Origin of the sequence: Cellulosimicrobium sp. AB352 (assembly GCF_049538415.1) — a bacterium.
Taxonomy (GTDB): domain Bacteria; phylum Actinomycetota; class Actinomycetes; order Actinomycetales; family Cellulomonadaceae; genus Cellulosimicrobium; species Cellulosimicrobium funkei.
Genome location: NZ_JBMVFX010000011.1, coordinates 69716 through 92814, shown reverse-complemented (window position 1 = coordinate 92814; position 23099 = coordinate 69716). Strand labels below are relative to the sequence as shown.

At 74.8% G+C, this 23099-nt stretch carries 24 protein-coding genes; 12 read left to right on the top strand and 12 right to left on the bottom strand.

From position 1 onward, the window contains the following. Window positions 1–5: 5 nt before the first annotated feature. Window positions 6–350 (bottom strand): RNA polymerase-binding protein RbpA, encoded by a 345-nt coding sequence (locus ACPCUX_RS10045; protein WP_021483180.1) that lies wholly within the window; start codon window positions 348–350, stop codon window positions 6–8. A 365-nt stretch (window positions 351–715) separates the two neighbouring features. Here ACPCUX_RS10045 and ACPCUX_RS10040 point away from each other — a divergent pair, with 365 nt between their 5' ends. From ACPCUX_RS10040 to ACPCUX_RS10030, 3 genes are all read left to right on the top strand, one after another. Beyond that, window positions 716–1903 carry an LLM class flavin-dependent oxidoreductase gene (locus ACPCUX_RS10040; RefSeq protein WP_034656123.1) on the top strand — a complete coding sequence of 396 codons (1188 nt, stop codon included), beginning with the start codon at window positions 716–718 and terminating at the stop codon, window positions 1901–1903. Between the two features lie 149 nt (window positions 1904–2052). Beyond that, window positions 2053–2691 (top strand): FMN reductase, encoded by a 639-nt coding sequence (locus ACPCUX_RS10035; RefSeq protein WP_034656126.1) that lies wholly within the window; start codon window positions 2053–2055, stop codon window positions 2689–2691. A 153-nt stretch (window positions 2692–2844) separates the two neighbouring features. Beyond that, window positions 2845–3588 (top strand): hypothetical protein, encoded by a 744-nt coding sequence (locus ACPCUX_RS10030; protein ID WP_415298760.1) that lies wholly within the window; start codon window positions 2845–2847, stop codon window positions 3586–3588. A gap of 26 nt (window positions 3589–3614) precedes the next feature. Here the strand turns inward: ACPCUX_RS10030 and ACPCUX_RS10025 are convergent, their stop codons facing one another. Next, the gene (locus ACPCUX_RS10025) at window positions 3615–4055 is read right to left on the bottom strand and encodes a pyridoxamine 5'-phosphate oxidase family protein (protein ID WP_043651664.1); all 441 of its coding nucleotides are present in this window, start codon (window positions 4053–4055) and stop codon (window positions 3615–3617) included. 110 nt (window positions 4056–4165) lie between these two features. On the opposite strand from ACPCUX_RS10025, the gene ACPCUX_RS10020 reads away from it, so the two are divergent. Both ACPCUX_RS10020 and ACPCUX_RS10015 read left to right on the top strand, forming a co-directional pair. After that, window positions 4166–4951, top strand: coding sequence for a class I SAM-dependent DNA methyltransferase (locus ACPCUX_RS10020; RefSeq protein ID WP_043651661.1), 786 nt, complete (start codon window positions 4166–4168; stop codon window positions 4949–4951). 12 nt (window positions 4952–4963) lie between these two features. After that, window positions 4964–5437, top strand: coding sequence for a hypothetical protein (locus ACPCUX_RS10015; RefSeq protein ID WP_423388661.1), 474 nt, complete (start codon window positions 4964–4966; stop codon window positions 5435–5437). A gap of 30 nt (window positions 5438–5467) precedes the next feature. Here the strand turns inward: ACPCUX_RS10015 and ACPCUX_RS10010 are convergent, their stop codons facing one another. Then, complete coding sequence (locus ACPCUX_RS10010) at window positions 5468–6226, bottom strand: DinB family protein (RefSeq protein WP_423388660.1); 759 nt, start codon at window positions 6224–6226, stop codon at window positions 5468–5470. A 250-nt stretch (window positions 6227–6476) separates the two neighbouring features. Here ACPCUX_RS10010 and ACPCUX_RS10005 point away from each other — a divergent pair, with 250 nt between their 5' ends. Then, entirely contained in the window at window positions 6477–7001 is a 525-nt protein-coding gene (locus ACPCUX_RS10005; protein WP_423388659.1) for a putative immunity protein, read from the top strand. Window positions 7002–7061: 60 nt separating this feature from the next. On the opposite strand, the gene ACPCUX_RS10000 is transcribed toward ACPCUX_RS10005, so the two are convergent. Continuing rightward, window positions 7062–7484 (bottom strand): hypothetical protein, encoded by a 423-nt coding sequence (locus ACPCUX_RS10000; RefSeq protein ID WP_043651652.1) that lies wholly within the window; start codon window positions 7482–7484, stop codon window positions 7062–7064. A gap of 278 nt (window positions 7485–7762) precedes the next feature. Then, window positions 7763–8155, bottom strand: a complete 393-nt coding sequence (locus ACPCUX_RS09995) for a DUF7660 family protein (protein WP_423388658.1) — start codon at window positions 8153–8155, stop codon at window positions 7763–7765. A 174-nt stretch (window positions 8156–8329) separates the two neighbouring features. Between ACPCUX_RS09995 and ACPCUX_RS09990 the strand changes: the two genes are divergently transcribed. The 6 genes from ACPCUX_RS09990 to ACPCUX_RS09965 all read left to right on the top strand — a co-directional run bounded on the left by ACPCUX_RS09990 (window position 8330) and on the right by ACPCUX_RS09965 (window position 14264). Continuing rightward, window positions 8330–8809: a hypothetical protein gene (locus ACPCUX_RS09990; RefSeq protein WP_423388657.1), complete on the top strand. Its 480-nt coding sequence runs from the start codon at window positions 8330–8332 to the stop codon at window positions 8807–8809. Window positions 8810–9128: 319 nt separating this feature from the next. Then, on the top strand, window positions 9129–9758 hold the full coding sequence (locus tag ACPCUX_RS09985) for a histidine phosphatase family protein (RefSeq protein ID WP_423388656.1): 630 nt from the start codon (window positions 9129–9131) through the stop codon (window positions 9756–9758). A 103-nt stretch (window positions 9759–9861) separates the two neighbouring features. Further along, on the top strand, window positions 9862–10923 hold the full coding sequence (locus ACPCUX_RS09980; RefSeq protein WP_085387964.1) for a tyrosine-type recombinase/integrase: 1062 nt from the start codon (window positions 9862–9864) through the stop codon (window positions 10921–10923). 68 nt (window positions 10924–10991) lie between these two features. After that, a complete protein-coding gene (locus ACPCUX_RS09975; protein WP_423388655.1) occupies window positions 10992–12620 on the top strand; it encodes a hypothetical protein in 1629 nt (542 codons plus the stop codon). Next, window positions 12607–12876 (top strand): DUF7218 family protein, encoded by a 270-nt coding sequence (locus tag ACPCUX_RS09970; protein ID WP_034656177.1) that lies wholly within the window; start codon window positions 12607–12609, stop codon window positions 12874–12876. Before ACPCUX_RS09975 ends, ACPCUX_RS09970 begins: the two co-directional genes overlap by 14 nt. Before the next feature lie 140 nt (window positions 12877–13016). After that, window positions 13017–14264, top strand: a complete 1248-nt coding sequence (locus ACPCUX_RS09965; protein WP_369824973.1) for a phospholipase D-like domain-containing protein — start codon at window positions 13017–13019, stop codon at window positions 14262–14264. Window positions 14265–14321: 57 nt separating this feature from the next. On the opposite strand, the gene ACPCUX_RS09960 is transcribed toward ACPCUX_RS09965, so the two are convergent. The 7 genes from ACPCUX_RS09960 to ACPCUX_RS09930 form a co-directional block, all read right to left on the bottom strand. Then, window positions 14322–15164, bottom strand: coding sequence for an MBL fold metallo-hydrolase (locus tag ACPCUX_RS09960; protein ID WP_081599783.1), 843 nt, complete (start codon window positions 15162–15164; stop codon window positions 14322–14324). Window positions 15165–15216: 52 nt separating this feature from the next. Beyond that, entirely contained in the window at window positions 15217–18615 is a 3399-nt protein-coding gene (locus ACPCUX_RS09955; RefSeq protein ID WP_423388654.1) for a pyruvate carboxylase, read from the bottom strand. 187 nt (window positions 18616–18802) lie between these two features. Further along, a complete protein-coding gene (locus ACPCUX_RS09950) occupies window positions 18803–19393 on the bottom strand; it encodes a MerR family transcriptional regulator (RefSeq protein WP_021482353.1) in 591 nt (196 codons plus the stop codon). Window positions 19394–19605: 212 nt separating this feature from the next. After that, the gene (locus ACPCUX_RS09945) at window positions 19606–20079 is read right to left on the bottom strand and encodes a bifunctional nuclease family protein (protein ID WP_024839673.1); all 474 of its coding nucleotides are present in this window, start codon (window positions 20077–20079) and stop codon (window positions 19606–19608) included. 124 nt (window positions 20080–20203) lie between these two features. After that, entirely contained in the window at window positions 20204–20959 is a 756-nt protein-coding gene (locus ACPCUX_RS09940; protein ID WP_061267299.1) for a MerR family transcriptional regulator, read from the bottom strand. 2 nt (window positions 20960–20961) lie between these two features. After that, window positions 20962–21444, bottom strand: a complete 483-nt coding sequence (locus ACPCUX_RS09935; protein WP_021483194.1) for an FHA domain-containing protein — start codon at window positions 21442–21444, stop codon at window positions 20962–20964. A gap of 174 nt (window positions 21445–21618) precedes the next feature. Further along, window positions 21619–23097: a DUF881 domain-containing protein gene (locus ACPCUX_RS09930; protein WP_423388653.1), complete on the bottom strand. Its 1479-nt coding sequence runs from the start codon at window positions 23095–23097 to the stop codon at window positions 21619–21621. Window positions 23098–23099: the final 2 nt, after the last annotated feature.

The window sequence follows — 23099 nt, the reverse complement described above, 5'->3', positions numbered from 1 at the left end:
AGGCGTCAGGCGCTGCGGCGCAGCTTGCCGGCGCGCAGCAGGCCGAGGCGCTCGTCGAGGAGCTCCTCGAGCTCGGAGATGGTGCGGCGCTCGAGCAGCATGTCCCAGTGGGTGCGGGCGGGCTTGCCGGCCTTGGGCTCGGGGCGCTCCGCGTCGCGCAGCAGCGCCTCGGCGCCGCAGCGGCACTCCCACACCGGGGGGACCTCGGCGTCGGTCGAGAACGGCAGGATGATGGTGTGCCCGTTGGGGCAGTCGTAGTGCGCCTGGAAGCGGGGGGCGAAGTCGACGCCCTCGTCCGACTCCATGCTCTTCGCACCGATGCTCATCCCGCGCAGCGAACGGTCGGCCATGGTGTCCTCCTGAGGGGTCTTCGGGGGTGGGTGGGCGCGCCCGGTGGGGGTGCGGGCAGCGGCCCGATCTACGAGAGGCAACGCCTCACGTGCGGTCGGTGTTCCGACACGCCGTGAAGGTCCGGTGAACGTCGCGGGGCCTCACGACCTGGTGGCCCCCGCGGTGCGTCGTGCCGGCCCGCCTCGGCGCGCCGTCCCAGGCTCCCGGGTTTCGATGCCCCGCGCAACTCCGCGGCCCCCGCCCGGCCCCGGACGTGTGCACGCTCACACCTCGCGGCCCGGGGTGCGGGAACAAACCCGGGGGGAGCCCGGTTGAGCGGCATGTACATGCAAACGCATCGACCTAGGACTCACGGGAGCACACCATGCAGTTCGGCATCTTCACCGTCGGCGACGTCACGACGGACCCCACGACGGGCCGGACCCCCGACGACACCGAGCGCGTGCGGTCCATGCTGACGATCGCGAAGCACGCGGACGAGGCGGGGCTGGACGTCTTCGCCACGGGGGAGCACCACAACCCGCCGTTCGTCCCGTCCTCGCCGACGACCATGCTCGGCTACCTGACGGGCGTGACGAAGAACATCGTCCTGTCGACCTCGACCACGCTCATCACGACGAACGACCCGGTGCGCCTCGCGGAGGAGTACGCGATGCTCCAGGTCATCTCCGACGGCCGCATGGACCTCATGATGGGCCGCGGCAACACCGGCCCGGTGTACCCGTGGTTCGGGCAGGACATCCGCCAGGGCATCCCGCTCGCGATCGAGAACTACGCGCTGCTGCGCCGGCTGTGGACCGAGGACGTCGTGGACTGGGAGGGCAAGTTCCGCACCCCGCTCCAGGGCTTCACCTCGACGCCGCGGCCGCTGGACGGCGTCCCGCCGTTCGTGTGGCACGGGTCGATCCGCAGCCCCGAGATCGCCGAGCAGGCCGCCTACTACGGCGACGGGTTCTTCCACAACAACATCTTCTGGCCCATGAGCCACACCAAGCAGATGGTGCAGTTCTACCGTCAGCGCTGGGAGCACCACGGCCACGGCCCCGCGGACACCGCGATCGTCGGGCTCGGCGGCCAGGTGTTCATGCGCAAGGACTCCCAGAAGGCGTGGGACGAGTTCCGCCCCTACTTCGACAACGCGCCCGTCTACGGGCACGGGCCCTCCATGGAGGACTTCACGCGCGAGACGCCGCTCACCGTCGGCTCGCCGCAGCAGGTCATCGACCGGTACGCCGCGATGCGCGACCACGTGGGCGACTACCAGCGCCAGCTGTTCCTCGTCGACCACGCGGGCCTGCCGCTCAAGACCGTGCTCGAGCAGATCGACCTCCTCGCGGGCGAGGTCGTGCCCGTGCTGCGCAAGGAGATGGAGGCCGTCCGCCCCGCGCACGTGCCGGCGAACCCGCCGAGCCACGCCGAGCGCGTCGCGGCCGCCCGCGCGGCCGGGACCGAGGGCGCCGCGCACGTCGGCGGCACCGAGGACCTCTGGACCGGGCGCACCGCCGAGGACGACACCCGCACCGCCACCGCCGGTGCCGCGTTCGGCCTGTGACGCCGGCGACACCCGCGCCGTGACCACCCGCCCGACGGCGTACGGTCGAGGAGTGCCCCGCACCGCGACCGGCCGCCGTCGGGCACGGCAGCACCCGGCCCACGACGGGCCGCACCCCGCACCGCACGTCAGCACCTCAGGAGCACCGCATGACCGCCAGCACCCCCGCCCCGGACCGCCGCCTCGTCGTGGTGTCCGCCGGGCTGTCCAAGCCGTCCTCCACGCGCCTGCTCGCCGACCGGCTCGGCGAGGCCACGCTGCGCGAGCTGCAGGGCCTCGGCGTGAGCGCCGAGATCGAGACCGTCGAGCTGCGCGACCACGCGCACGCCGTCGTCGACGCCATGCTCACCGGCTTCCCGACCGGCGACCTCGCGGGCGTGCTCGAGCGCCTCACCGCCGCCGACGGGATCGTCGTGACCACCCCGCTGTTCACCACCACGTACTCCGGGCTGCTCAAGTCGTTCGTCGACGTCCTCGACAAGGACTCGCTCACCGGCACGCCCGTCCTGCTCGGCGCGACCGGTGGCACCGCCCGCCACTCGCTCGCGCTCGAGTACTCGCTGCGCCCCCTGTTCACCTACCTGCGGGCCGACGTCGCCACGACGTCCGTGTTCGCCGCCACCGACGACTGGGCGGCCGCCGAGGGCGACTCCGGGGGCGGCCTGCCCGCCCGCATCGCCCGCGCGGGCCGCGAGCTCGCGGAGAAGGTCGCGCTGCGCAAGAACACCGGCCCCGCCGACCCGTTCGCCGGCACGCCCGACTTCACGGCCCTGCTCGGCGGCCTGTGACCTCCTGACCGCGCGCCCCGGCCACCGGTGCTCCGGCCGGGGCGCGCACCCCTGCCCGACCTGCGACGACACCCCGCCCGCACCGCGACCCGCCTTGCCCCCGGCAGGCCCGTCGCGGCAGGATCGGGGGACCGACGACGACGGGGGAGCACCATGAGCCGCAGCACCACCGAGGACCAGGCCGCGCGACCCGGCGACCCGGAACCGGCCACGCGCCCCGCCGCCCCGCAGACCCTCGCCGTCCCCGTCGTCGAAGCCCTCGCCGACCACGCGCCCCGCCCCGACCAGGACGTCGCGGCCCCACCCCGGCGCCGCCCCGTCGGCGTCGTCCGGGCACCGCAGCCCAGCCCCGATGCCGCCCGGTTCACCGCCGCACCCCGGTACCCCGCCATGTTCCACGTCGCCGGGGGCCGCCTCGTGTGGGACGGCACCCGCCTACGCCTCGTGCGCGGCGACGACACCGTCCTGCAGCCCGCCGGGCGGCCCGTCGTCACCGTCACCGGCGACGGCCCCACCGTCGCCGTCACCTGGCGCGACGACCAACACCCCACCGCCCGTGCCACGCGCGCCGTCCTGCTCGAGGGCTCCTCCGCACGGTTCGCGCGCTTCGCCCGCTCGCTCGCCGCCACCCGCCCCGGCGCCATCGAGCTCGACGACCGCACCGTGCCCTCCGCCCGCGTCCCGCACCTGCGCCCCGACCACGCCGGGACCACCCGCCGCCCCGGCGTGTTCACCCGCGCCCTGTGGCGCGTCGTCGGGCGCGCCACCACCGACCCGGCACCCACCGGCAGGGGAGCGGACCTCGTCACCCGGCTCGAACGCCTCGCCGCCCTCCACCGCGCCGGAGACCTCACCGACACCGAGTACGCCCGCGCCAAGCAGGCCCTGCTCGACTGACCGGCCCGACCCGACGGGGGACTACGTCAGTCCCCGGCCAGGCCCCACCCGGTCACGTCGACCTCCGTCATCACCGACCGGCCGTCACGGAAGTCCCCGTACCGCGCCCACGCCAGGGTCACCCGCAGCAGCACGATGCCGTCGTCCCCCAACGACCCCGCGAACTGCGGGAACGCCGCCGCGTACGCCGCGGCGCAGCGCCGCCGGTCCGCACCGGCCGGGACGTCCGCGACGCCCTCGCACTGCACGGTCGTCCCGTCCGTCCCGCCGACCGTCACGGCGACGCGCGGGTCCCGGGCCACGTTCGCCACCTTGCGCGACGACGCGCGCGCGTCGAACACCAGCTCACCCGCGTCCGTCGCCGCCACCGCGAGGAACGCCGCCTGCGGGCCACCGTCATGACCGAGGGACGCCACGACCCCCCACCCCTGAGAACGGACGAAGCCGACGAACGCCGCACGATCCATGCCCACACCGTAGCGCCCGGTATCGCCCGAGCAGAGACGCCGAGGACACCGAAGACCCCACGACCCGAAATCGCTGGACCGCCGGGCACAGCGCCTGACACCGTCGCACGATGACGGACTCCCGCACCGACCACGCCGGCACCGACCAGGAACGCCTCTGGGACGCCGACGCCGCCGCGCGGTACGACACCCCCGGCGAGGGCATGTTTGCCCCCGACACCCTCGACCCCGCCGTGGACCGGCTCGCGGCGCTCGCGGGCCAGGGGAGCGCGGTCGAGCTCGCGGTCGGCACGGGTCGGGTCGCGATCCCGCTCGCCGCGCGCGGCGTGCCCGTGACCGGCATCGAGATCTCCCGGCACATGGTCGCCCGGCCGCGCGAGAAGGCCGACGAGACGACCCTCCCCGTCGTCGTCGGCGACATGGCCACCGCGAGGGTGCCGGGGGAGCACACGCTCGTCTACCTCGTGGACAACACGATCTCCAACCTGCTCACCCAGGACGCCCAGGTCGAGTGCTTCCGCAACGCCGCACGTCATCTCGCCCCAGGAGGTCGGTTCGTCGTCGAGCTCTGGGTCCCCGAGCTGCGCGCCCTGCCGCCGGGGCGCACCGCGACCGTCTGGCTCGCCGAGCCCGGCCACCTCGGCGTCGACACCTACGACGTCCTGCACCAGCGCGTCGTGTCCCACCACGTCCGGTTCGACGACGACGGCCACGCCACCGTGGGCCGCACACCCCACCGGTACGTCTGGCCCCCCGAGCTCGACCTCATGGCCCGCCTCGCCGGCCTCGAGCTCGAGACCCGCCACGCCGGATGGGCGGGGGAGCCGTTCACTGCAGAGTCGCCCTCCCACGTGTCCGTGTACCGGCGCCCACCCCGACCAGCCCCCGCGACGTGATATCCATCCTCGATGGACCTGTCCCGCCGCCGGACCCGACCCGTCCTCCTCGTCGGCGCCGCGCTCCTGGCCCTCGCCGCCTGCTCCGGGCCCGTGACACCCCAGGACCTCGTCACCCGCCTCGCCGACCCAGCCACCCCTGACGACGACCTCGCCGACACGATGACGCCCGACGAGATGGACCCCGGCACGGCACGACGCCTCGGCGAGCTCGACGGCGCCACCTTCTACGCCGGGTCGGGCACCCGCGACGGGCAGGACGTCGTCTGCCTCGTCATCGTTGTCGAAGGCGACACCCCGGGCGACGACGCCGGAGCCTCCACCTGCGGCCTCGTCACCGACCTCGACGACGGCCACCTCCGCGTGGAGTACGGAGACGCCCAGACCCTCGTCACCGCCACCCTCGTCCCCGACGGGCTCCCCACCGACCCCGACCTCACCCGGCTCACCCCCAACCTCGCCGCCCAGGTGTCCGACACCGCCTGACCCCACGCGCCACAGCAGGAACGCCCGCGCTCACCCCGCCAACGACGCCTCGACCACAGCCAGGTCCCGCACCGCGAACCGGTGGTGCTCCCACTCCTCCTCCAGGATCACGTGCACGCACGACAACGTCGTCTCCGGATACTCCGGCGACCACGGGTTGCGACGCACCACCCGCAACGACTCCGGCGTCACCCCCGCCAGGAAGTCCCGCACCATCGCCACCCGGCCCGCCCGCGCCTCCAGCACCTCCCCGAACGACGGAGTCCCCACAGCGAACAGCGACAGGTCCAACCCGTCCTCCGCCGCCTGGGGGCCCGGCTGCCCCAGAGGATGGAACGGCTGCTCCACCCCCAGCATCGCACGCCCCAGCCACGCGTCCGTCGCCAGCACCAGGTGCCGCACCGTCTGCGCGAACGACCACTCACCGCCCACCGACACGTCCACGGCGCTCACAGGCAGCGCCGCCACCCGCTCCAGCGTCGCCACCCACGTGGACTCCAGCGCCGCCCACGCCACCCGCAGACCCTCCGGATCCGCTGTCCGCCGCAGCTCCCGGCCCGGGAACCGCCGGTCCAGCTCCGCCTCCACGAACCCCCGCACGTCCACCCCGTTCACCAGCACCGGAGCATCCCCGTCCGACAACCACGGCGCGTCGACGTCCAGACCGTCCACCTGCGCACCCCGCACCACGACCCCGGACAGGTCCGGCTCCACGAACCGCGCACCCCGCAGGTCCACACCCTCGAACGTCGCACCGCGCAGATCGTCAGAACGGGTGAACCGGACCATGAGCGCCTCCTCGAGAACGGCCCGCCCGACAGGACACGCGAGACCCGGGGGAGAGGACCCGTCGCGCCGACGACACGGCACGAGGGTCCCAGCCCGGGGGAGAGGCGCCAGCACCTCCCGGACGGACGACGAACGGGGACGTTCGCACCGTACGCCGCCCGGCCCTCGCCCCACCAGAGCACCCCCGGCCGCCAGCCCCGCGCGCTCCCAGGGCTGGTGCCCCGACACCGGGCCGGGGGAGCATCGCACCATGCCGATCCTGCCCACCGACCGAGACCCCCGCCTCGTCACCATCCGACGCGGAGGCACCCTCACCGACGAGCACCACCACCAGATCGCCCGGTGGGCCGTCGACTGCGTCGAGCACGTCCTGCCGATCTTCGAACGCGCACGACCCGACGACACCCGACCCCGGGACGCCCTCGACGTCGCCCGCGCCTGGATCCGCGGCGACGTCCCCATGAAGACCGCCCACACCACCGCCTTCGTCGCCAACGCCGCCGGCCGCGGCCAGACCGCACCCGTCAAGTACGCGGCGCTCGCGGCCGGTCAGGCCGTCGCCGTGGCGCACGTCGCCGCTCACGGGCTGGGCGCGGCGGCGTACGCGATCCGCGCGGCTGCCGCGGACGCCGCAGCACGGGGGGAGGACGCCGAGGCGGCGCGCCTCGCGGAACGGGACCGGCAGCGCGGGCGCATCCCGGCCGAGCTGCGCGAGCTCGTGCTCGACGACCAGCGGCGTCGCAGCGCGATCTGCTGGCACGTGTTCGACGACTGACCCCGGGCCCGGCTCGGACGGGGCGACCAGAAGGGCGCGGGACACGAGCGCCCGAGCGCCTCAGCCCAGGAGGTCCTCGTACGCGACGAGGGGGATGCGACCATCCGCCGCGGCGGCGACCTGCTCGTCACCGGCCACGAGGACGTCGGCCTGGAGCGTCGCGACGGCGACGTACTCGGCGACGGCCGTGTCGTCGGCGTCGAGCTCGCGCGCGATGCGGAACGCCGTCGCGCGCGAGACGCGGTCACCGAGCAGGCGGATCCGCAGGGAGGCGACACCCTCGAGACGCTCGCGCGCCGTCTTCTCGTCGAGGGCGCCGCGGCGCACGTCCTGGTACAGCATCGACAGCGCGTGGCTGCGCAGGACGGACGGCCCGACGAGCGGGCGGCGCGCACCGAGGGTCACGTCGTCGAGCACGAGACGCAGCGCGGTGACCGCGTCGATCGCGCAGCGGGTGGACGGTTCCAGGCCGGCGGATCCCATAGGGCCAGTACACACCCGAAAACCCGCAGGACGCCGTCGAAAGGTCGCGGTGCTCGGGGCTCTCGGCCGCACCTCTGCTCGACGAGGGCGCCGGGGGAGTAGTTGGCACCGTCGCGCCTCACGTGCCTGTTGCGTCCCGTGGAACGACCCTCGGCGACCTGCTCGTCTAGGTCAGCAGCGTGCCAAGGCCAGGGAAAGTCGTTCGTGAGGTCCTGGAACCGCCCGGCAACGCGATGGGCTAAACGGATGTCCGGGCGCGCGCGTGAGGCAACGTGTCTTCATTCGTGCGTCGCAGCAGCGCGCAGGGCATCGTCGACGACCGCCCACCCGTTGGGAGGTGTGGTCCTGCGGTCGGCATCGTTGCGGTAGTACGCGTCTGAGCTCTCGAGCCAGCGCGCGAGCGCCTCGAGGTACTCGTGGAGGGAACGGTTGCTCCAAGGCTCGTCGGCAGCTGCGGCGGTCGCCAAGGCTCGGGCCGTCGCGATGACCGTCCGCCGGCCGGAGCCGTTCGCCTCAGAGGGGCAGCCAGCCAGTCCGCAGCTTTCGTCGACGTCAAAGTCCTGGTGCTCGAACTCGTAGTGGAAGCAGACGTAGTGCATCCGCTCGAACGTCTCGCACTCGGCCGCGCCGACGCGCACGCTTCGATGGCACCGGCGGCACAAGAGCTCCATGCGGCGATGATGTCAGAGGAAACCGTCGACAGGCTCCGGACCGTGCTGGCAGGAGCCTGTCGATCCATGGATAACACTCACCATCAGGGCGCCGATAATGTACATTATGTCATTACGTGGGAAGGAAGCGCCCTCCCGCGCATCACGAAGCACCCTGGTGGGCTCCCCTTCGTCATGAGCACAACGACGTACGCACCGCAGCTTCTCGCCCCGGCCATCGGCAACGCCGACCGCCGCGCGACTGGCCGCGCCGCGCGATCCCTGCAGCGTGCGTCGCGGACCGGCATCGACGCGACGGTCGCACCGACCTCCTCAGATTCCGTCTCGGTGACTTCAGGATCGGCGACGTCGGTCTTCACCGCCGTCGCACCGGACGCCCGTCGGTCTGGACGCGTCCTGACGACGTGCGCGACGCTCGCCTGGCTGCCGGTGCTCGTGCTGACCGTCCTGGCGTTCCTCCTGGTCGGCGCCATCGGCGGTCTCGCGGCGGCCGGCGTGTGGACCTGGCGCACGGTGTCCCCCGTGCAAGCCCGGCCCACGAGCGATGCCGACGAGTATGCCGACCGGCCGTCGTCCGCGAGCTCACCGCGACGCGTCGCAGCGCCCCGCAGCCGCCGGGTGGTTCGGGACCGCACCATCGGATACGATGCCTAGAATCGGACATAGGCCCCAAACAATTGTGTTTAGGTCAACACCATGGTGACGCACGAGTGCCCGCGGTGACTGCGCATCAGGTCGTCCGCCGCTTCTCGGGTCGCTCTCCCGCTGTCGGGTGCGCCGGGAGCCATCGGTCCCCGCTCCAGGCGAGGCTCCCCGTGCGCCGCGGTGCACACCCTCCACCACGACGCTCCCCTCGCCACCGCCGTCCTCCCGGAGTGTGTGCCACCCTGTCCCGGTGCCCGACGCTCCCCGACCACTCCTCCCTCCCCCGCTGCCAGACCTCGTCGGTGTGCGCGAGCGCACCGTGCACGTCGTGACCCACCCGGAGGCGACGCACCACGTCGACGGACTCGTCGGCGGCCAGCACGACTCCGACCTCACCCCCGCCGGGCAGCGGCAGGCGCACCTCGTCGCGGCGGCGCTGCGCGCGCGTGTCCCGGCCGGTGCCAGCACGGACGTCGTCACGTCCGACCTCCTGCGCACGCGCCGCACCGCGACCGCGATCGCCGACGCGCTCGGCGTGGCGGTGCGCCTCGACCCGCGGCTGCGCGAGTCGTCCTACGGCGAGGCAGGCGGTCGCCCCCAGGCGTGGCTCGACGCACGGTTCGTCCCGCCGCCCGCGACGGGCGACCGCTTGCGGCACGACGTCGGTGTCGCCGGCGCCGAGACCCGCCTCGACGTCGCGCTGCGCGTGTACGCGGCGACGACGGACCTCCTGCGCCGGGACGTGGACCACCAGGTCGTCGTGACGCACGGCTTCGCCGCCACGTTCGTCGTCGCGGCCTGGATCGGCATGCCCGTCGACGCCGCGGGGCACGTCGCCTTCCCGGTGCCCTCGGGCAGCATCACGACGCTGCGCGAGGACGGCTACTTCCACAATCGCGCCGTCGTCGCCCTGGGCGACGTCGCGCACCTCGCCGCGGGCACCGAGGCGCGCGGCTGACGACCACGAGAGCGTCGGTGCAGGTCAGCGCGCCGCAGGCGGGCAGCGCTGTGGGTGGCGCGTCCTAGGCTGACGGCGACCCGTCCCCCAGGAGGCCCGCACCATGGTCGCCCCGCCCCGCCTCGAGCGGATCACCGTCGCCGAGGCAGCCGACCGCTATCTCGCGTCCGTCGCCGCGCAGACCCTGCGCGGCATCCTGTCCCCCACGACGCGCCGCAGCTACGAGCGGGACGTCGCGGAGTTCGCGCGCCTCGCGGGACCCGCCCGGGTCCTGGACGACGTCACGGGCGAGGACGTCGACGACGTGCTGCTGCGCTACCAAACCACGCCCGACGGCCGGTACGCCGACGCGTCGCGCAAGCCCGGCAGCACGGGCCGCTCGGCAGCGACGGTGAACCGGTTCCGGCAGTCGGTGACGCGCTTCTTCGCGCACGCCGCGCGCGAGGGCTGGGTGCAGGCAGACCCGATGCAGTGGGCCGCTCCCCCGGCCCGCCTGCGCGACGGGCTGCGCGTCGCGCGCACCGCGCTGTCCGCGGGCTCGGCGGCGTCGCTGCTCGAGGTGTCCGCCGCCCGCGCGCCCGGGGAGCCCGCCGTCTCGCGCCGCGACCAGGACCTCCAGCTCCGCGACCGCCTCGTCGTCGCGCTCCTCCTCGTCCTCGGCCCGCGCGTGTCCGAGCTCGAGCGGGCGAACCTCGACGACTTCTCCCGCGAGCCGGACCAGACGCGGTGGCGCATCCAGGGCAAGGGCGGCCACGTCCGCACCGTCACGCTCTCTCCCCCGCTCGCGGACGCGCTCGAGGAGTACCTCGCGCGCCTGCGCCCGACGCTCCTCGCCCGCCGGCCCGACGACCCGGACGCGCAGCGCGCCCTCCTGCTGTCATGGCGAGGCCGCCGGATCGACGCCCAGGCCGTGCGCGGGCTGCTGCGGCGCTGCGTCGAGCGCATGCCCGCGCAGTACCGCCGCGAGGCGACGCCGCACGCGCTGCGCCACACGACCGCGACGCTGCTCGCCGCGGAGGGCTGGGACGTCAAGGTCGTCGCGGAGCTCCTCGGGCACGCGTCCATCGCGACCACCGGCGTCTACCTCGACCGCATCGAGGGCGAGCTCGCGGCCGCGATCCGGGCCCACCCGCTCTCCGCGGCGCTCGAACCCAGCGAGGCCTGACCGCCCCGTACGCGGGCGTGCCCTCAGGGGCGCTGACACCCGGCCGGGCGGGGCGTAGCGTCACAGGCATGGCCCCGCTCCACCGGGTGGAGCTCGTCCCCGACGACGAGCCCGCGCCGGGCGGGCGCGGCACACCCGCGGAGGGGGCACCCGGGCGCGCGGCCCCTGCCCGACGACGCGCCCTCCTCGCGCGCGTCGGAGCGCCCCTGCTCGCGCTCGCCGTCGCGCTCGGCGCCGTCGGCTCGTGGCGCGCCTTGACGGCGGAGCAGGCCCGCCTCGCCCACCCCGGCGCCGTCCGCTCGCTCGCCGTGCCCCCGGCCCCCGCCTGGTCCGCGGACGCCGCCACCCCGCGCGTCGCCGTCGTCGACGAGGTGGTCGTCACGATTACCGCCGCCGGGGTCGAAGGGCGCGACGCCGCCTCGGGCGACCGGCGCTGGCTCGCTCTCGACGCCACCGCCACGTGCGGACCGACCCCCGACGAGTCGGCGGGCCCGGTGACCGACGTGCTCGTGTGCCTCACGGGACCCGCGCTCGCCCCGGTCGCGCACGTCGTCGGCCCCGACGGCCCGGTCACCGGGCCGGTGCCGCTGGGCGACACGCTCGGCCGCGCGGTCCCCGCGCCCGACGGGACCGTGCTGCGGTGGGCCCGCACCGGTGGGGTCGTGCACCTCGCGCTCCAGGACGCCCGCACGGCGCGCGTGCGCTGGCGGCACGACGTCCCGCCCGACGACGCGGAACGCACCCCGATGTGCCGGCCCCAGGTCGCCGGGCAGGCCGCCGCCACCGTCGAGGACGGCCTGCTCGTCGTGCGGGGCTGTCGCGTCAGCGCCGTCCTCACCGCTGGGGGTACCCGTCTCGACGCGCCAGGCCCGGCCGTCACGACCGACGTCGTCCCGTTGCCCGACGGGACGTTCCTGCGCACCCGCGTGCTGCCGCCGGGGCGGGAGGCGACGACCGAGCGCGTCGCCCCGGACGCGGCGGTGCTCGCCGCCGTCGACGGTCGGCTCCTGCGGCCGCTCGTCGGCCCCGAGGACGACGCGGCCCCGTGGCTGGTCGCCACCGCCGACGGCGTGCGCGCCCTCGCGGCCGCGGACGGCACCGGCGACGGGCTGCGCGAGCGGTGGCGCCTCGCACAGCCCGTCGCCCAGGTCGTCGCGCTCGCCGCCGACCGCGCTGTCGTCGTCACCGGTGAGCGCGTCGTCGCCCTGGACGCGCGCTCGGGCGAGCCCGTGTGGTCGTGGCCGCGCAGCTCCCCCGCCGGTCGCCCTGCCGCGCCGGGCGTCGTCACGGCGCCCGGGAGCACCACCACGACGGCGGACGACGGCCCGGGCACCACGGGCGTCCGGGTCGATCTCACCCGGGGCGTCGCGGCCGCGTTCACCGACGGCGCCACGCTCGCCCTGGTCGTCCCCGACGGTTCGTCGCGGCGCTCGCGGACGGTCGCCCTCTGGCTCGAGGACGGGGACGTGCGCTGGGACGTCGTCGGCGACGGCGACCCGTCGGGGTTCACCGCCCTGGCGGGGTACGTGGGGCACGTGGACGCAGGGTCGTCGCGCGTCGTCGTGCTGGAGCGACGTCCGCGCGGTCGGAGGCGTCCGCGTGCGAGAGGGCGCCGAGGGCGAGAACCTGTCGGGAGACCGGCGCAGCCGTCCGGGCCGCCGGACCGAGGTGAAGGAGGCCGTCGTGCCGAAGCGTGACCCGGGTCCGAGCGTGAAGGACCCCGACCTGTACGAGAAGCTGCGGGACGAGGGCGACTCGAAGGAGAAGGCGGCCCGCATCGCGAACGCCGCGGCCGGCTCGTCGCGCTCGAGCGTGGGCCGCAAGGGCGGCAAGGCCGGCGACTACGAGGACTGGACCGTCGAGAAGCTGCGCAAGCGCGCCGCGGAGATCGGCATCGAGGGGCGGTCCTCCATGCGCAAGGCGGAGCTGGTCCGCGCGCTGCGCTCGCACTGAGGACGCACCGAGGACAGCCCAGGGACGCACCGAGGACAGCCCGGGGACGCGCCGGGGACGGCCCGTGCGGGATCTCACCCGCGGCGCGACCGTCTTCCGGTCGCGCCCGGGGTGCCGCCCGCTACGGTGAGTGCGTGCACCTGTCCGCCGACTCCGCCCTGCGCACCGCCCGCCGTCTGCTCTCCCGTGCGCTCGTGGTCGCCGTCGCGGCGCCCGTGACGGTCGCGGGCGTGCTCGTCACCGCGGACGCGATCCGCAAGCGCCGCAACGCCACCGAGGCGTCGTTCCCGCGCTCGGCCCCCGCCGACGTCGAGGTCGCGGGCACCACGACGACCGTCTTCACGTACGGCGAGGACGTGTACCGGGAGATGCTCGGCGCGATCCGCGGCGCGCGGCGCCGCATCCTGCTCGAGACGTACATCTGGAAGGCCGACGCGCTCGGCGAGGAGTTCAAGCAGGCGCTCGTCGAGGCGAGCGAGCGCGGCGTCGAGGTGTTCGTCGTGTACGACGGCTTCGCGAACCTCGTCGTCCCGCAGGCGTTCTTCGACCTGCCCGAGCCGATCCACGTCATCCGGTACCCGGTGTTCCGCCCGGGCGTGCTCATGCTCAACGTGCGCAAGTCCGGCCGCGACCACCGCAAGATCCTCGTCGTCGACGACGAGATCGCCTTCGTGGGCGGGTACAACATCGGCGCCCTGTACGCGACGCAGTGGCGCGACACGCACGTGCGCCTCGTGGGGCCGAGCGCGTGGGAGCTGCGCAACGCGTTCGTCGACTTCTGGAACGCGAACCGCGCGTCGGACCAGCCGCTGCTCGCCGACCCGGGGTCGGTGCACTGGGAGCCGCGGCTGCGCGCGGCCCGCAACGCGCCGGCGCACCTGGTGTTCCCGATCCGCGGGATCTACCTCGACGCGATCGACCGCGCGAGCTCGCACGTCTACATCACGCAGGCGTACTTCATCCCCGACCGGGAGATCCTGGCCGCGCTGCTCGCGGCCGCGGCGCGCGGCGTCGACGTGCGGGTCCTCGTGCCCGAGCGCTCGAACCACGTGCTCGCGGACTGGCTGTCGCGCGGCCTGTACACGGCGCTGCTCAAGGGCGGGGTCCGCATCCACCTGTACCGCAACGCCATGGTGCACGCGAAGACCGCGACCATCGACGGCGCGTGGACCACGATCGGCACGGCGAACATCGACCGGCTGTCCCTCACGGGGAACTACGAGGTGAACCTCGAGATCACGGACCCGGGAGTGGCCGAGCAGATGGAGAAGGTCTTCGAGGTCGACCTGTCGAACTCGCGCGAGCTGACGCTCGACGAGTGGGACTCCCGCTCGGTGGCGGCGAAGCTCAGCGAGATCGTCCTCACTCCCCTGCGCCCGCTGCTCTAGCAGCACCACCGTCGCCGCCGCCGGAGGGCGACGACGACGGCGGGCGGGGTCCGCGGCTCAGCGGGCCGGGTCGGAGCGCAGCACGTCGGCCGCCTCCTCCTCCGGCCGCGGCGGCACGGTCTCGTCGGTCTCGAGCAGCGCGACCTCCCCGAACTCGGGGTGCTCGTCGCGCAGCTCGCGCGCGACGACCCCGGCCGCGCCGTCCAGGGCGCCCGCGGCGACGTCGATCGACTCCCCGGTCGCCAGGGGTCGGTACTCGTACGTGCCGCCGGTGCGCTGCTCGCCCAGGAGCCGGTTCACGAGGCCGTGCCCGACGTCCGACAGCAGCGCGTCGTGCACCGGCACCACGACCCGCGGGTCGAGCGCGCGCACGAAGTCGATCGTCTCGGCGAGCTTGAGCCACGGCGCCGAGACGGGCGCGAGCAGCACGTCGAGCCGCTGCCCGCCCAGCACGCCCGCGTCCGGGGCGTCGAACGAGTCGCCTGGGTGCAGGAGCGTCGCCCCGTCCCCGCGCACGAGGTACGTGACGTTCGCGATCCGCGGGACGTCCGGGTGAATCACCGCGTGCCGGCCGCCGCCCACCACGACCTCCAGGCCGCCGAGGTCCAGGCCGTCCCCCGGCGCGACGACGTGCACGCGCGACGCCGCGCCGTCGGGCAGCGCGGGACGCACCGCGGCGGCCACCTCCTCGGGCGCCCACACCGTGAGCTCCGGCCGGGCCGCGAGGGCGTCGCCGAGGGCGCCGGTGTCCACGTGGTCGGGGTGCTGGTGGGTGAGGAGCACCGTGCCGGCGTCCGCCAGCGCGGCCGCGGCGTCGCTGAACGTGCCCGGGTCGATGGCGACGACCTGACCGCCGTGGCGCACCGTGACGCACGCGTGCCCGTGGAACGTGACCTGCATGGAACCTCCTCGAGTCGTCCTTGCCCGCCCCGCCCGTGCGGGGCCCGGCCCCTCAGCCCACCACGAGGACGAGGTCGCCGCCCTCCAGCTGCTGCACCGCGCCGATCGCGACCCGCTGGACCGTGCCCGCGACGGGCGTCGTGATCGCCGCCTCCATCTTCATCGCCTCGACGGTCGCGACCGTCTGCCCCGCCTCGACGACGTCGCCCACGACGACGACCGGCGTCACCGCACCCGCGAACGGCGCCGCGACCTGGCCCGGCTGGGTCGGGTCCGCCTTCTCGGCGGTGCGCGCGTCCACGTCCACCGCGCGGTCGCGCACCTGGATCGGGCGCAGCTGGCCGTTGAGGGTGAACATCACCGTGCGCATCCCGCGCTCGTCGGGCGTGCCGATCGCCTCGAGGCCCACGAGCAGGCGCACGCCCCTGCCGAGCGCGACCGCGACCTCCTGGCCCGGCTCCAGCCCGTACAGGTACGTGGGGGTGTCGAGCACCGACACGTCCCCGTACGCCTGCCGGACCTGCTCGAACTCCTTCGTCGGCCCCGCGAAGAGCAGGTGGTTGAGCCGACGACGGCGCACCTCGCCCTCCTGGGCGAGCTCCGCCTCGTCCTCGGCCGAGAGCGGCGTGACCCCCGCGCGCGCCGCACGGCCGGCGAGCGCGCGCGACCGGAACGGCTCCGGCCAGCCGCCGGGCGGGTCGCCCAGCTCGCCGCCCAGGAACCCGACCACGGAGTCCGGGATGTCGAACGACTGCGGGTCCGCCGCGAACTCCGCCGGGTCCGCGCCCGCTGCCACGAGGTGCAGCGCGAGGTCGCCCACGACCTTCGACGACGGCGTCACCTTCACCAGCCGCCCCAGGATCCGGTCCGCGGCCGCGTACATCGCCTCGATCTGCTCGAACCGGTCCCCCAGACCCAGCGCGATCGCCTGCTGACGCAGGTTCGACAGCTGACCGCCCGGGATCTCGTGCTCGTACACGCGCCCTGTCGGACCGGGCAGACCCGACTCGAACGGCGCGTACACGCGGCGCACCGCCTCCCAGTACGGCTCGAGGTCCGCGACCGCCGCCAGCGACAGCCCGGTGTCGCGCTCGGTGTGCTCCAGCGCGGCGACCAGCGCCGACAGCGGCGGCTGGCTCGTCGTCCCCGCCATCGCGGCGCTCGCGGCGTCGACCGCGTCGACGCCCGCCGCGGCGGCGGCGAGCAGCGTGGCCATCTGACCGCCGGACGTGTCGTGGGTGTGCAGGTGCACCGGCAGGTCGAACCGTTCGCGCAGCGCGGTCACGAGCCGGCTCGCGGCGGCGGGGCGCAGCAGCCCGGCCATGTCCTTGATCGCGAGGACGTGCGCACCGGCGTCGACGATGCGGTCCGCGAGGCGCAGGTAGTAGTCGAGCGTGTACAGGTCCTCGGCCGGGTCGAGCAGGTTGCCCGTGTAGCACAGCGCGACCTCCGCGACCGTCGTGCCGGTCGCGCGCACGGCCTCGATCGCCGGACGCATCTGGTCGACGTCGTTGAGCGCGTCGAAGATGCGGAACACGTCGATGCCCGTCGCCGCGGCCTCCTCGACGAACGCCTCCGTGACGCGCGTCGGGTACGGCGTGTACCCAACCGTGTTGCGCCCGCGCAGGAGCATCTGGATCGCGAGGTTCGGCATCGCGGCACGCAGGGTCGCGAGCCGCTCCCACGGGTCCTCCCCGAGGAAGCGCAGCGCGACGTCGTACGTCGCCCCGCCCCACGCCTCGACCGACCACAGCTGCGGCGTCGCCCGCGCCACGTACGGAGCGACGGCCGCCAGGTCGTGCGTGCGCACGCGCGTCGCGAGCAGCGACTGGTGCGCGTCGCGGAACGTCGTGTCCGTGACGCGCAGCAGCTGCTCGCCCCGCAGCGCCCGCGCGAACCCCTCCGGGCCGAGCTCGAGGAGCTGCTGGCGCGACCCGGGCGGGGGCTCGACCGTCAGGTCGAACGGCGGCAGCTTCGCCGCCGGGTCGCTCGTGACCCGCGGCTCCCCGTGCGGCCGGTTGACGGTGGTGTCCCCCACGTACGCGAGCAGGCGCGTGCCCCGGTCCGCGCTCTCGCGCGCGGCGAGCAGCTCGGGCCGCTCGTCGATGAACGACGTCGCCACGTTGCCCGCGACGAACTCCGGGTCGGCGAGGACCGCCTGCAGGAACGGGATGTTCGTCCGGATGCCGCGGATGCGGAACTCCGCCAGCGCGCGACGCGCGCGCCGCACCGCCGTCGGGAAGTCCCGCCCCCGGCACGTGAGCTTCACCAGCATCGAGTCGAAGTGGCCCGACACGACCGACCCCGCCGTCGCCGTCGCCCCGTCGAGCCGGACGCCCGCCCCGCCCGGGGACCGGTAGGCGATGATCCGGCCCGTGTCGGGACGGAACCCGTTCGCCGGGTCCTCCGTCGTGATCCGGGTCTGCAGGGCCGCGCCGTTGACGCGCACGTCCTCCTGCCGGATGCCCAGGTCCCCCAGCGTCTCGCCCGCCGCGATCCGCATCTGCGCGGACACCAGGTCGACGTCCGTGACCTCCTCGGTCACCGTGTGCTCCACCTGGATGCGCGGGTTCATCTCGATGAACACGTGCTGCCCCGCACGCTCGCCCACCGTGTCGACGAGGAACTCGACCGTGCCCGCGTTCTGGTACCCGATGTGCCGCGCGAACCGCACCGCGTCCGCGCACAGCGCGTCCCGGACCGCCGGGTCGAGGTTCGGCGCCGGCGCGATCTCGATGACCTTCTGGTGACGACGCTGCAACGAGCAGTCCCGCTCGTACAGGTGCACGACGTTCCCCGCGCCGTCCGCCAGGATCTGCACCTCGATGTGCCGCGGCCGCAGCACCGCCTGCTCCAGGAACACCGTCGGGTCGCCGAATGCGCCGTCCGCCTCGCGCATCGCCGCCGCCAGCGCCTCGGGTAGGTCCTCGCGCACGTCGACGCGCCGCATCCCGCGACCGCCACCACCCGCGACCGCCTTGACGAACACCGGGAACCCGATCTCGTCCGCGGCCGCGACGAGCTCGTCGACGTCCGCCGACGGCTCGCTCGACGCGAGCACCGGCAGGCCCGCCTCGCGCGCCGCCTTGAGCGCCCGCACCTTGTTGCCCGCGAGCTCGAGCACCTCCGGCGGCGGCCCGACGAACGTCAGCCCCGCCTCCGCGCACGCCCGCGCCAGGTCGGGGTTCTCCGAGAGGAACCCGTACCCCGGGTAGACGGCGTCCGCGCCCGCCTCCCGGGCGACGCGCACGATCTCCTCGATGTCCAGGTACGCCCGCACCGGGTGACCGGGCTCCCCGATGAGGTACGCCTCGTCGGCCTTGAGCCGGTGCTCGGAGTTGCGGTCCTCCTGCGGGAACACCGCGACGGTGCGGGCCCCCAGCTCGTAGGCGGCGCGGAACGCCCTGACGGCGATCTCCGCGCGGTTGGCGACCAGGACCTTCGAGAACACCGGCACTCCATCCGTCGAGCGTGGCGGCGTCGTCGGGCCGGGGAGGGCGCCACGCACCGCGTACCGGGCGATCCTCCCACGGCGTCGCCGGACGGGTCACCGCACCCGCTGTGACGAGGTCCACACGCCTCGCGGGGGTGCCCCGGCGCTCGCGGTCGGTCCGCCCGTGGTCCGGCCGGGCGAGGGGTCAGCCCGCGGTGCGGGCCTGACGGCGCTGGGCGAGCTCGTCCTGCGGGCTCGTCGCGGTGCCGTCCTCGTCCTCGAGGGACTCGGTCGGCAGCTCGGCGAGCGTGCCCTCGACCTCGCGCCACACGCGCCCGACGGCGATCCCGAACACGCCCTGGCCGCCCTGGACGAGGTCCACGACCTCGTCGGGCGAGGTGCACTCGTAGACGCTCGCGCCGTCGCTCATGAGGGTGATCTGCGCCAGGTCGTCCACGCCGCGCTCGCGCAGGTGCTCGACGGCCGTGCGGATCTGCTGGAGCGACACCCCGGTGTCGAGCAGGCGCTTGACGACCTTGAGCACGAGGATGTCGCGGAAGCTGTACAGGCGGTGCGAGCCCGAGCCGGACGCCGGGCGGACGGTGGGCTCGACGAGGCCGGTGCGGGCCCAGTAGTCGAGCTGGCGGTACGTGATGCCTGCCGCGCGGCATGCCGTCGGGCCGCGGTAGCCGGTCGTGGTGTCCTGCTCGGTGATGTCCTCCCCGAAGAGGAGGCCCTGCGCGCCCTGCGGAACTGCCGCGCCGACACCGACGCTCGCCTCACCGCTGCTGTTCACTGTCGCCTCCTGGGGTGATGTCACGACCAAACTATGGGCGCCGTCGGGGGCCGTCAACGACCGACGCCCCGGGCGTGCGGGCGTGTCGCGCCCGCCACGTCGTCGCGCCGACCGCTGAACCCTCGACCTGAGGTCGAAGGTCTGTCTTGTCCGGTGTGTCCCGAAGCCTCGACCACGACCCGAGGGTCGGGCCGCCGCGCACCGGGACCGCTCTACTCGTCCACCGAGAAGTCCTCGGGCTGGACGTGGTCGAGGAAGTCGCGGAACTTCTCGACCTCCTCCTGCTGCGCGACGTCGACGACCTCGACGCCCGCCGTCGCCACGACCTCCGCCGAGCACAGCACCGGGCTCCCGGTGCGCACCGCGACGGCGATCGCGTCCGACGCGCGCGAGTCGAGCCGCACGCCGTTGCTGAGCACGAGCTCGGCGAAGAAGATGCCGCCGTCGAGGGCGACGATCTCCGCCCGCTCGAGCCGCACGCCCACCGCGTCGAGCAGGTCCCGCAGCAGGTCGTGCGTCATGGGCCGCGGCGTGGGCAGCCCTGCCTGCGCCATGGCGATCGCGCTCGCCTCCCGCGGGCCGATGACGATCGGCACCACGAGCTCGGACGCGTCGTCGAGCAGCAGCACCACGATCTCCTGGTCGCGCTGCTGCTGACGGACCCCCAGCACCTCCACCGGGACCATCGGGACGTCGTCGCTCACTCCACCACCGTACGACTCCGCCCGGCATCCGGCAGGGGGTGCGCACCGGGCGTGCGCGCGACACGCGGAGGGCGTCGCGGGAGGTGCGGCGGGGCGGGTGCGGGCGTCAGCGGGTGAGGTCGTCGACGCCCTGGCGCACGAAGACGGTGTGCAACTGCGCGCACAGCTCGCCGACCTCGGACGCGACGGTGCCGGCGTGGGCGCGCGCGGACGGGCTCTGCTGCCCGCGCCACGGCGAGACGACCTGCTGCACGAGGCTCACGTGGCGGTCGGCGGCGGTGCGCAGGGAGCGCAGGTGGCGGGGCTCGATGCCGTAGTCCGCGAGGCCGGCGGCGAGCACGACGACGTCGAGCGAGCGCGCGTCGAGCTGCCCGCCCGGTGCCTGGCGGAGCACGCCGGCCTCGATGAGGCCCTCGACGAGCTCGCGCTCGACCCCGGCGGCCGAGACGAGCGCGTCGACGGTGTAGCGCTGGCGGACGGCGGCCGACCCGGGCTCGCCGTCGGTGGTCGCGAGGCGGGGGGCGAGCGTCTCGGCGTCGGTCCCGGCGTCGAGCGCGGCGAGACGGTCCTTGATGACCTTCAGCGGCAGGTAGCGGTCACGCTGCTCGACGAGCACGAAGCGCAGGCGCTCGACGTCGGCGGGGCTGTACTGGCGGTAGCCGGACGCGGTCCGCACCGGCTCGATGAGGCCCTGCTCCTCGAGGAAGCGCAGCTTGGAGTGGCTGACGTGGGGGAACTCGGCCCGCAGCGCGCGCAGCACGTCGGAGATGCGCATGGTCGCGCGGCGCGAGATCCCCTGGGGCCACGGTTCGGGCCCGTCCGCGGGCTCCGGGGCCGTGGCGTGCGCGGCGCCGGTCGACATGTTCACGACGGGGAGGCCGCGCCGCCCGCCGACGCCGCCGCGTGCGGGCTGGCGTGGAACGTGAGCCGGTACTTGCCGATCTGGACCTCGTCGCCCGTGCCGAGCGCGACGGCGTCGATCCGGCTGCGGTTCACGTAGGTGCCGTTGAGGGACCCGACGTCGCGCACGACGAAGTGCTCGCCCTCGCGCACGAACTCGGCGTGCTTGCGTGACACGGTGACGTCGTCGAGGAAGATGTCGGCGTGCTCGGAGCGCCCGGCGACGGTGCGCTCGGCGTCGAGGAGGAAGCGCGAGCCCTGGCCGGGGCCGCGCTGCATGATGAGCAGGGCCGAGTGGCGGGGCAGGGCGGCGACGGCGGCGTGCTCCTCGGGGCTCAGGCCCCCGGGCTGCACGCCCTCCTCGATCGGGGCCTCGATCCGGCCGAAGCTGACCGTCGTGTCGCTGGTCGCCCGGTTCGGCACCTCAGGACCGCCTGGGACACTCATCACGCCTCCTCGGGGCTCACGCACGTCGTGCTCGAGCTCGGAAACCGCACCGGGGGGCGAGCCCCGGGTGCGGGAAACTGGTGCTCGAAAACTACTACACCTGCAGGTCACGCGGTGCGTGCGACCCTCGGTCGTCCCAACCTACCCCGGCCCGTGGGCCCGCGGGAAGCCGGGTCACTCGTCGGCGGGGACGGGGGTCGCGTACCGGGGTGCGCGGGGCTCGACGGTCGCGGAGACCTCGGCCCGGTCCTGCTGGGTGACGGTGGTGCGCGCGCCGTCGGCGCGCAGGGACGCCATGGCGCCGCCGGGGATCTCGAGCGCGGTCTCGAGCGTCGACGGGTCGCCGATCGCGGTCCACCGGTACGGGGACGAGATCACCTGCCCGTCGACGACCACGCCGTCGGAGGTGTCCTCGAAGTAGCTGCTCGCCACGAGGCGCACGCCGTTGACCTCCATGGCCTCGGCGCCCGCGTTGCGCAGCTCCTCCAGCACGTTGAACAGGCCGAACGCCTTGAGCGGCTCGGCGCCCTCGACGACCTCGATCTCGACGCCCGGGCCCTCGGCGGGGAGCCGGCCCGAGAGGATGCCGAGCGTCTCGGCCTGCTGCTCGGCGAGCTCGAGCGCGGCGCGCTCGCGGCCGGAGCCGGACTGCAGCTCGTCGCGCGTGGCCTCGAGCGAGGACACCTGGTCCTCGAGCTCGCCGGAGCGCTGGGTGACGTCGTCGAGCAGGCGCACGAGGTCGCTCTGGCGCAGCGAGGACAGCTGGTCCTCCTGCGTCTGGCTCACCTGGACGACGAGCGCGAAGCCGAGGAGCGCGCACAGGACGCCGACCATGACCTGGGAGCGCGACGCGCGCGGTCGCATCGCCCGGCCGAGGCCGCGCAGCCCGCGCGGCTCGGGCTGGGTGGGGGTGCCGTGGCGCCCGACGGCGGCCGTGGCGCCGGTGACCGGGTCCGGCTCGGCGGTGGGCGAGGTCTCGGCGTCCTGCTCGCGCGCCGCGGCTGCCGGGGTGGTCGTCGCGTCCGACGTGGCGTCGGTCGTCGCGCCCGGCGTCGGGAGGTTCGGCGTGGTGGCGGCGGGACGCGCGTCGTCGAGCCGGTCGGCGCGGCCGTCGGGTGCGGGGCGCTCCCCCGCTGCTGCGGCGTCGCCCAGGGCGGTGGGGTCGCTCGACACCGGGGTGTCCGGGTCGCTGGTGTCCGGGTCGCTGGTGTCCGGGTCGCTGGTGTCCGGGTCGCTGGTGTCCGGGGCGCTCGGCGCGGGCGTGTCGGTCGGCGCGGCGCCGGTCGGGGTCGTGCGGGCCGCGGTGGTGCCGTCATCCTCGGGGTGGTCGGCGGTGACCGTGGTCTCGTCGCGGGCTGCCGGTGCGTCGCTCGGCGTCGTGGGGTCGCCGGGGACCGCTGCGGGGTCGACCGGGTCGTCGTGGGGCGTGCTCGACGGCGCACCCGGGCCCGGGTCGGTCTCGGCGGCGGTGGCCGCGTCCTCGTCGGAGTCGTCGGTGCGGGCCGGGGCGGGCTCGGCGTCGTGGGAGTCGTCGGTGCCGGGCTCGGTGCCGGGGACGGCGGGGGTGCCGACGGCGGCGTCGTCACCGTCCGCGGGCGTGGTGGGGTGCTCGGGCCGGTCGCCCGGAGCCTGGTCGCGGGGGTCGCGGCTCATGC

Coding starts and splice junctions, on each gene's coding strand:
- ACPCUX_RS09995 (WP_423388658.1), bottom strand. CDS start 8,155: ATGGAGCTCTTGTGCCGCCGGTGCCATCGAAGCGTGCGCGTCGGCGCG.
- ACPCUX_RS10010 (WP_423388660.1), bottom strand. CDS start 6,226: ATGGTCCGGTTCACCCGTTCTGACGATCTGCGCGGTGCGACGTTCGAG.
- ACPCUX_RS10005 (WP_423388659.1), top strand. CDS start 6,477: ATGCCGATCCTGCCCACCGACCGAGACCCCCGCCTCGTCACCATCCGA.
- ACPCUX_RS10045 (WP_021483180.1), bottom strand. CDS start 350: ATGGCCGACCGTTCGCTGCGCGGGATGAGCATCGGTGCGAAGAGCATG.
- ACPCUX_RS09935 (WP_021483194.1), bottom strand. CDS start 21,444: ATGAGTGTCCCAGGCGGTCCTGAGGTGCCGAACCGGGCGACCAGCGAC.
- ACPCUX_RS10020 (WP_043651661.1), top strand. CDS start 4,166: ATGACGGACTCCCGCACCGACCACGCCGGCACCGACCAGGAACGCCTC.
- ACPCUX_RS09980 (WP_085387964.1), top strand. CDS start 9,862: ATGGTCGCCCCGCCCCGCCTCGAGCGGATCACCGTCGCCGAGGCAGCC.
- ACPCUX_RS09945 (WP_024839673.1), bottom strand. CDS start 20,079: ATGGTCCCGGTGGAGGTGCTGGGGGTCCGTCAGCAGCAGCGCGACCAG.
- ACPCUX_RS09975 (WP_423388655.1), top strand. CDS start 10,992: ATGGCCCCGCTCCACCGGGTGGAGCTCGTCCCCGACGACGAGCCCGCG.
- ACPCUX_RS09990 (WP_423388657.1), top strand. CDS start 8,330: ATGAGCACAACGACGTACGCACCGCAGCTTCTCGCCCCGGCCATCGGC.
- ACPCUX_RS10040 (WP_034656123.1), top strand. CDS start 716: ATGCAGTTCGGCATCTTCACCGTCGGCGACGTCACGACGGACCCCACG.
- ACPCUX_RS09960 (WP_081599783.1), bottom strand. CDS start 15,164: ATGCAGGTCACGTTCCACGGGCACGCGTGCGTCACGGTGCGCCACGGC.
- ACPCUX_RS09940 (WP_061267299.1), bottom strand. CDS start 20,959: ATGTCGACCGGCGCCGCGCACGCCACGGCCCCGGAGCCCGCGGACGGG.
- ACPCUX_RS10015 (WP_423388661.1), top strand. CDS start 4,964: ATGGACCTGTCCCGCCGCCGGACCCGACCCGTCCTCCTCGTCGGCGCC.
- ACPCUX_RS10030 (WP_415298760.1), top strand. CDS start 2,845: ATGAGCCGCAGCACCACCGAGGACCAGGCCGCGCGACCCGGCGACCCG.
- ACPCUX_RS10035 (WP_034656126.1), top strand. CDS start 2,053: ATGACCGCCAGCACCCCCGCCCCGGACCGCCGCCTCGTCGTGGTGTCC.
- ACPCUX_RS10025 (WP_043651664.1), bottom strand. CDS start 4,055: ATGGATCGTGCGGCGTTCGTCGGCTTCGTCCGTTCTCAGGGGTGGGGG.
- ACPCUX_RS10000 (WP_043651652.1), bottom strand. CDS start 7,484: ATGGGATCCGCCGGCCTGGAACCGTCCACCCGCTGCGCGATCGACGCG.
- ACPCUX_RS09930 (WP_423388653.1), bottom strand. CDS start 23,097: ATGAGCCGCGACCCCCGCGACCAGGCTCCGGGCGACCGGCCCGAGCAC.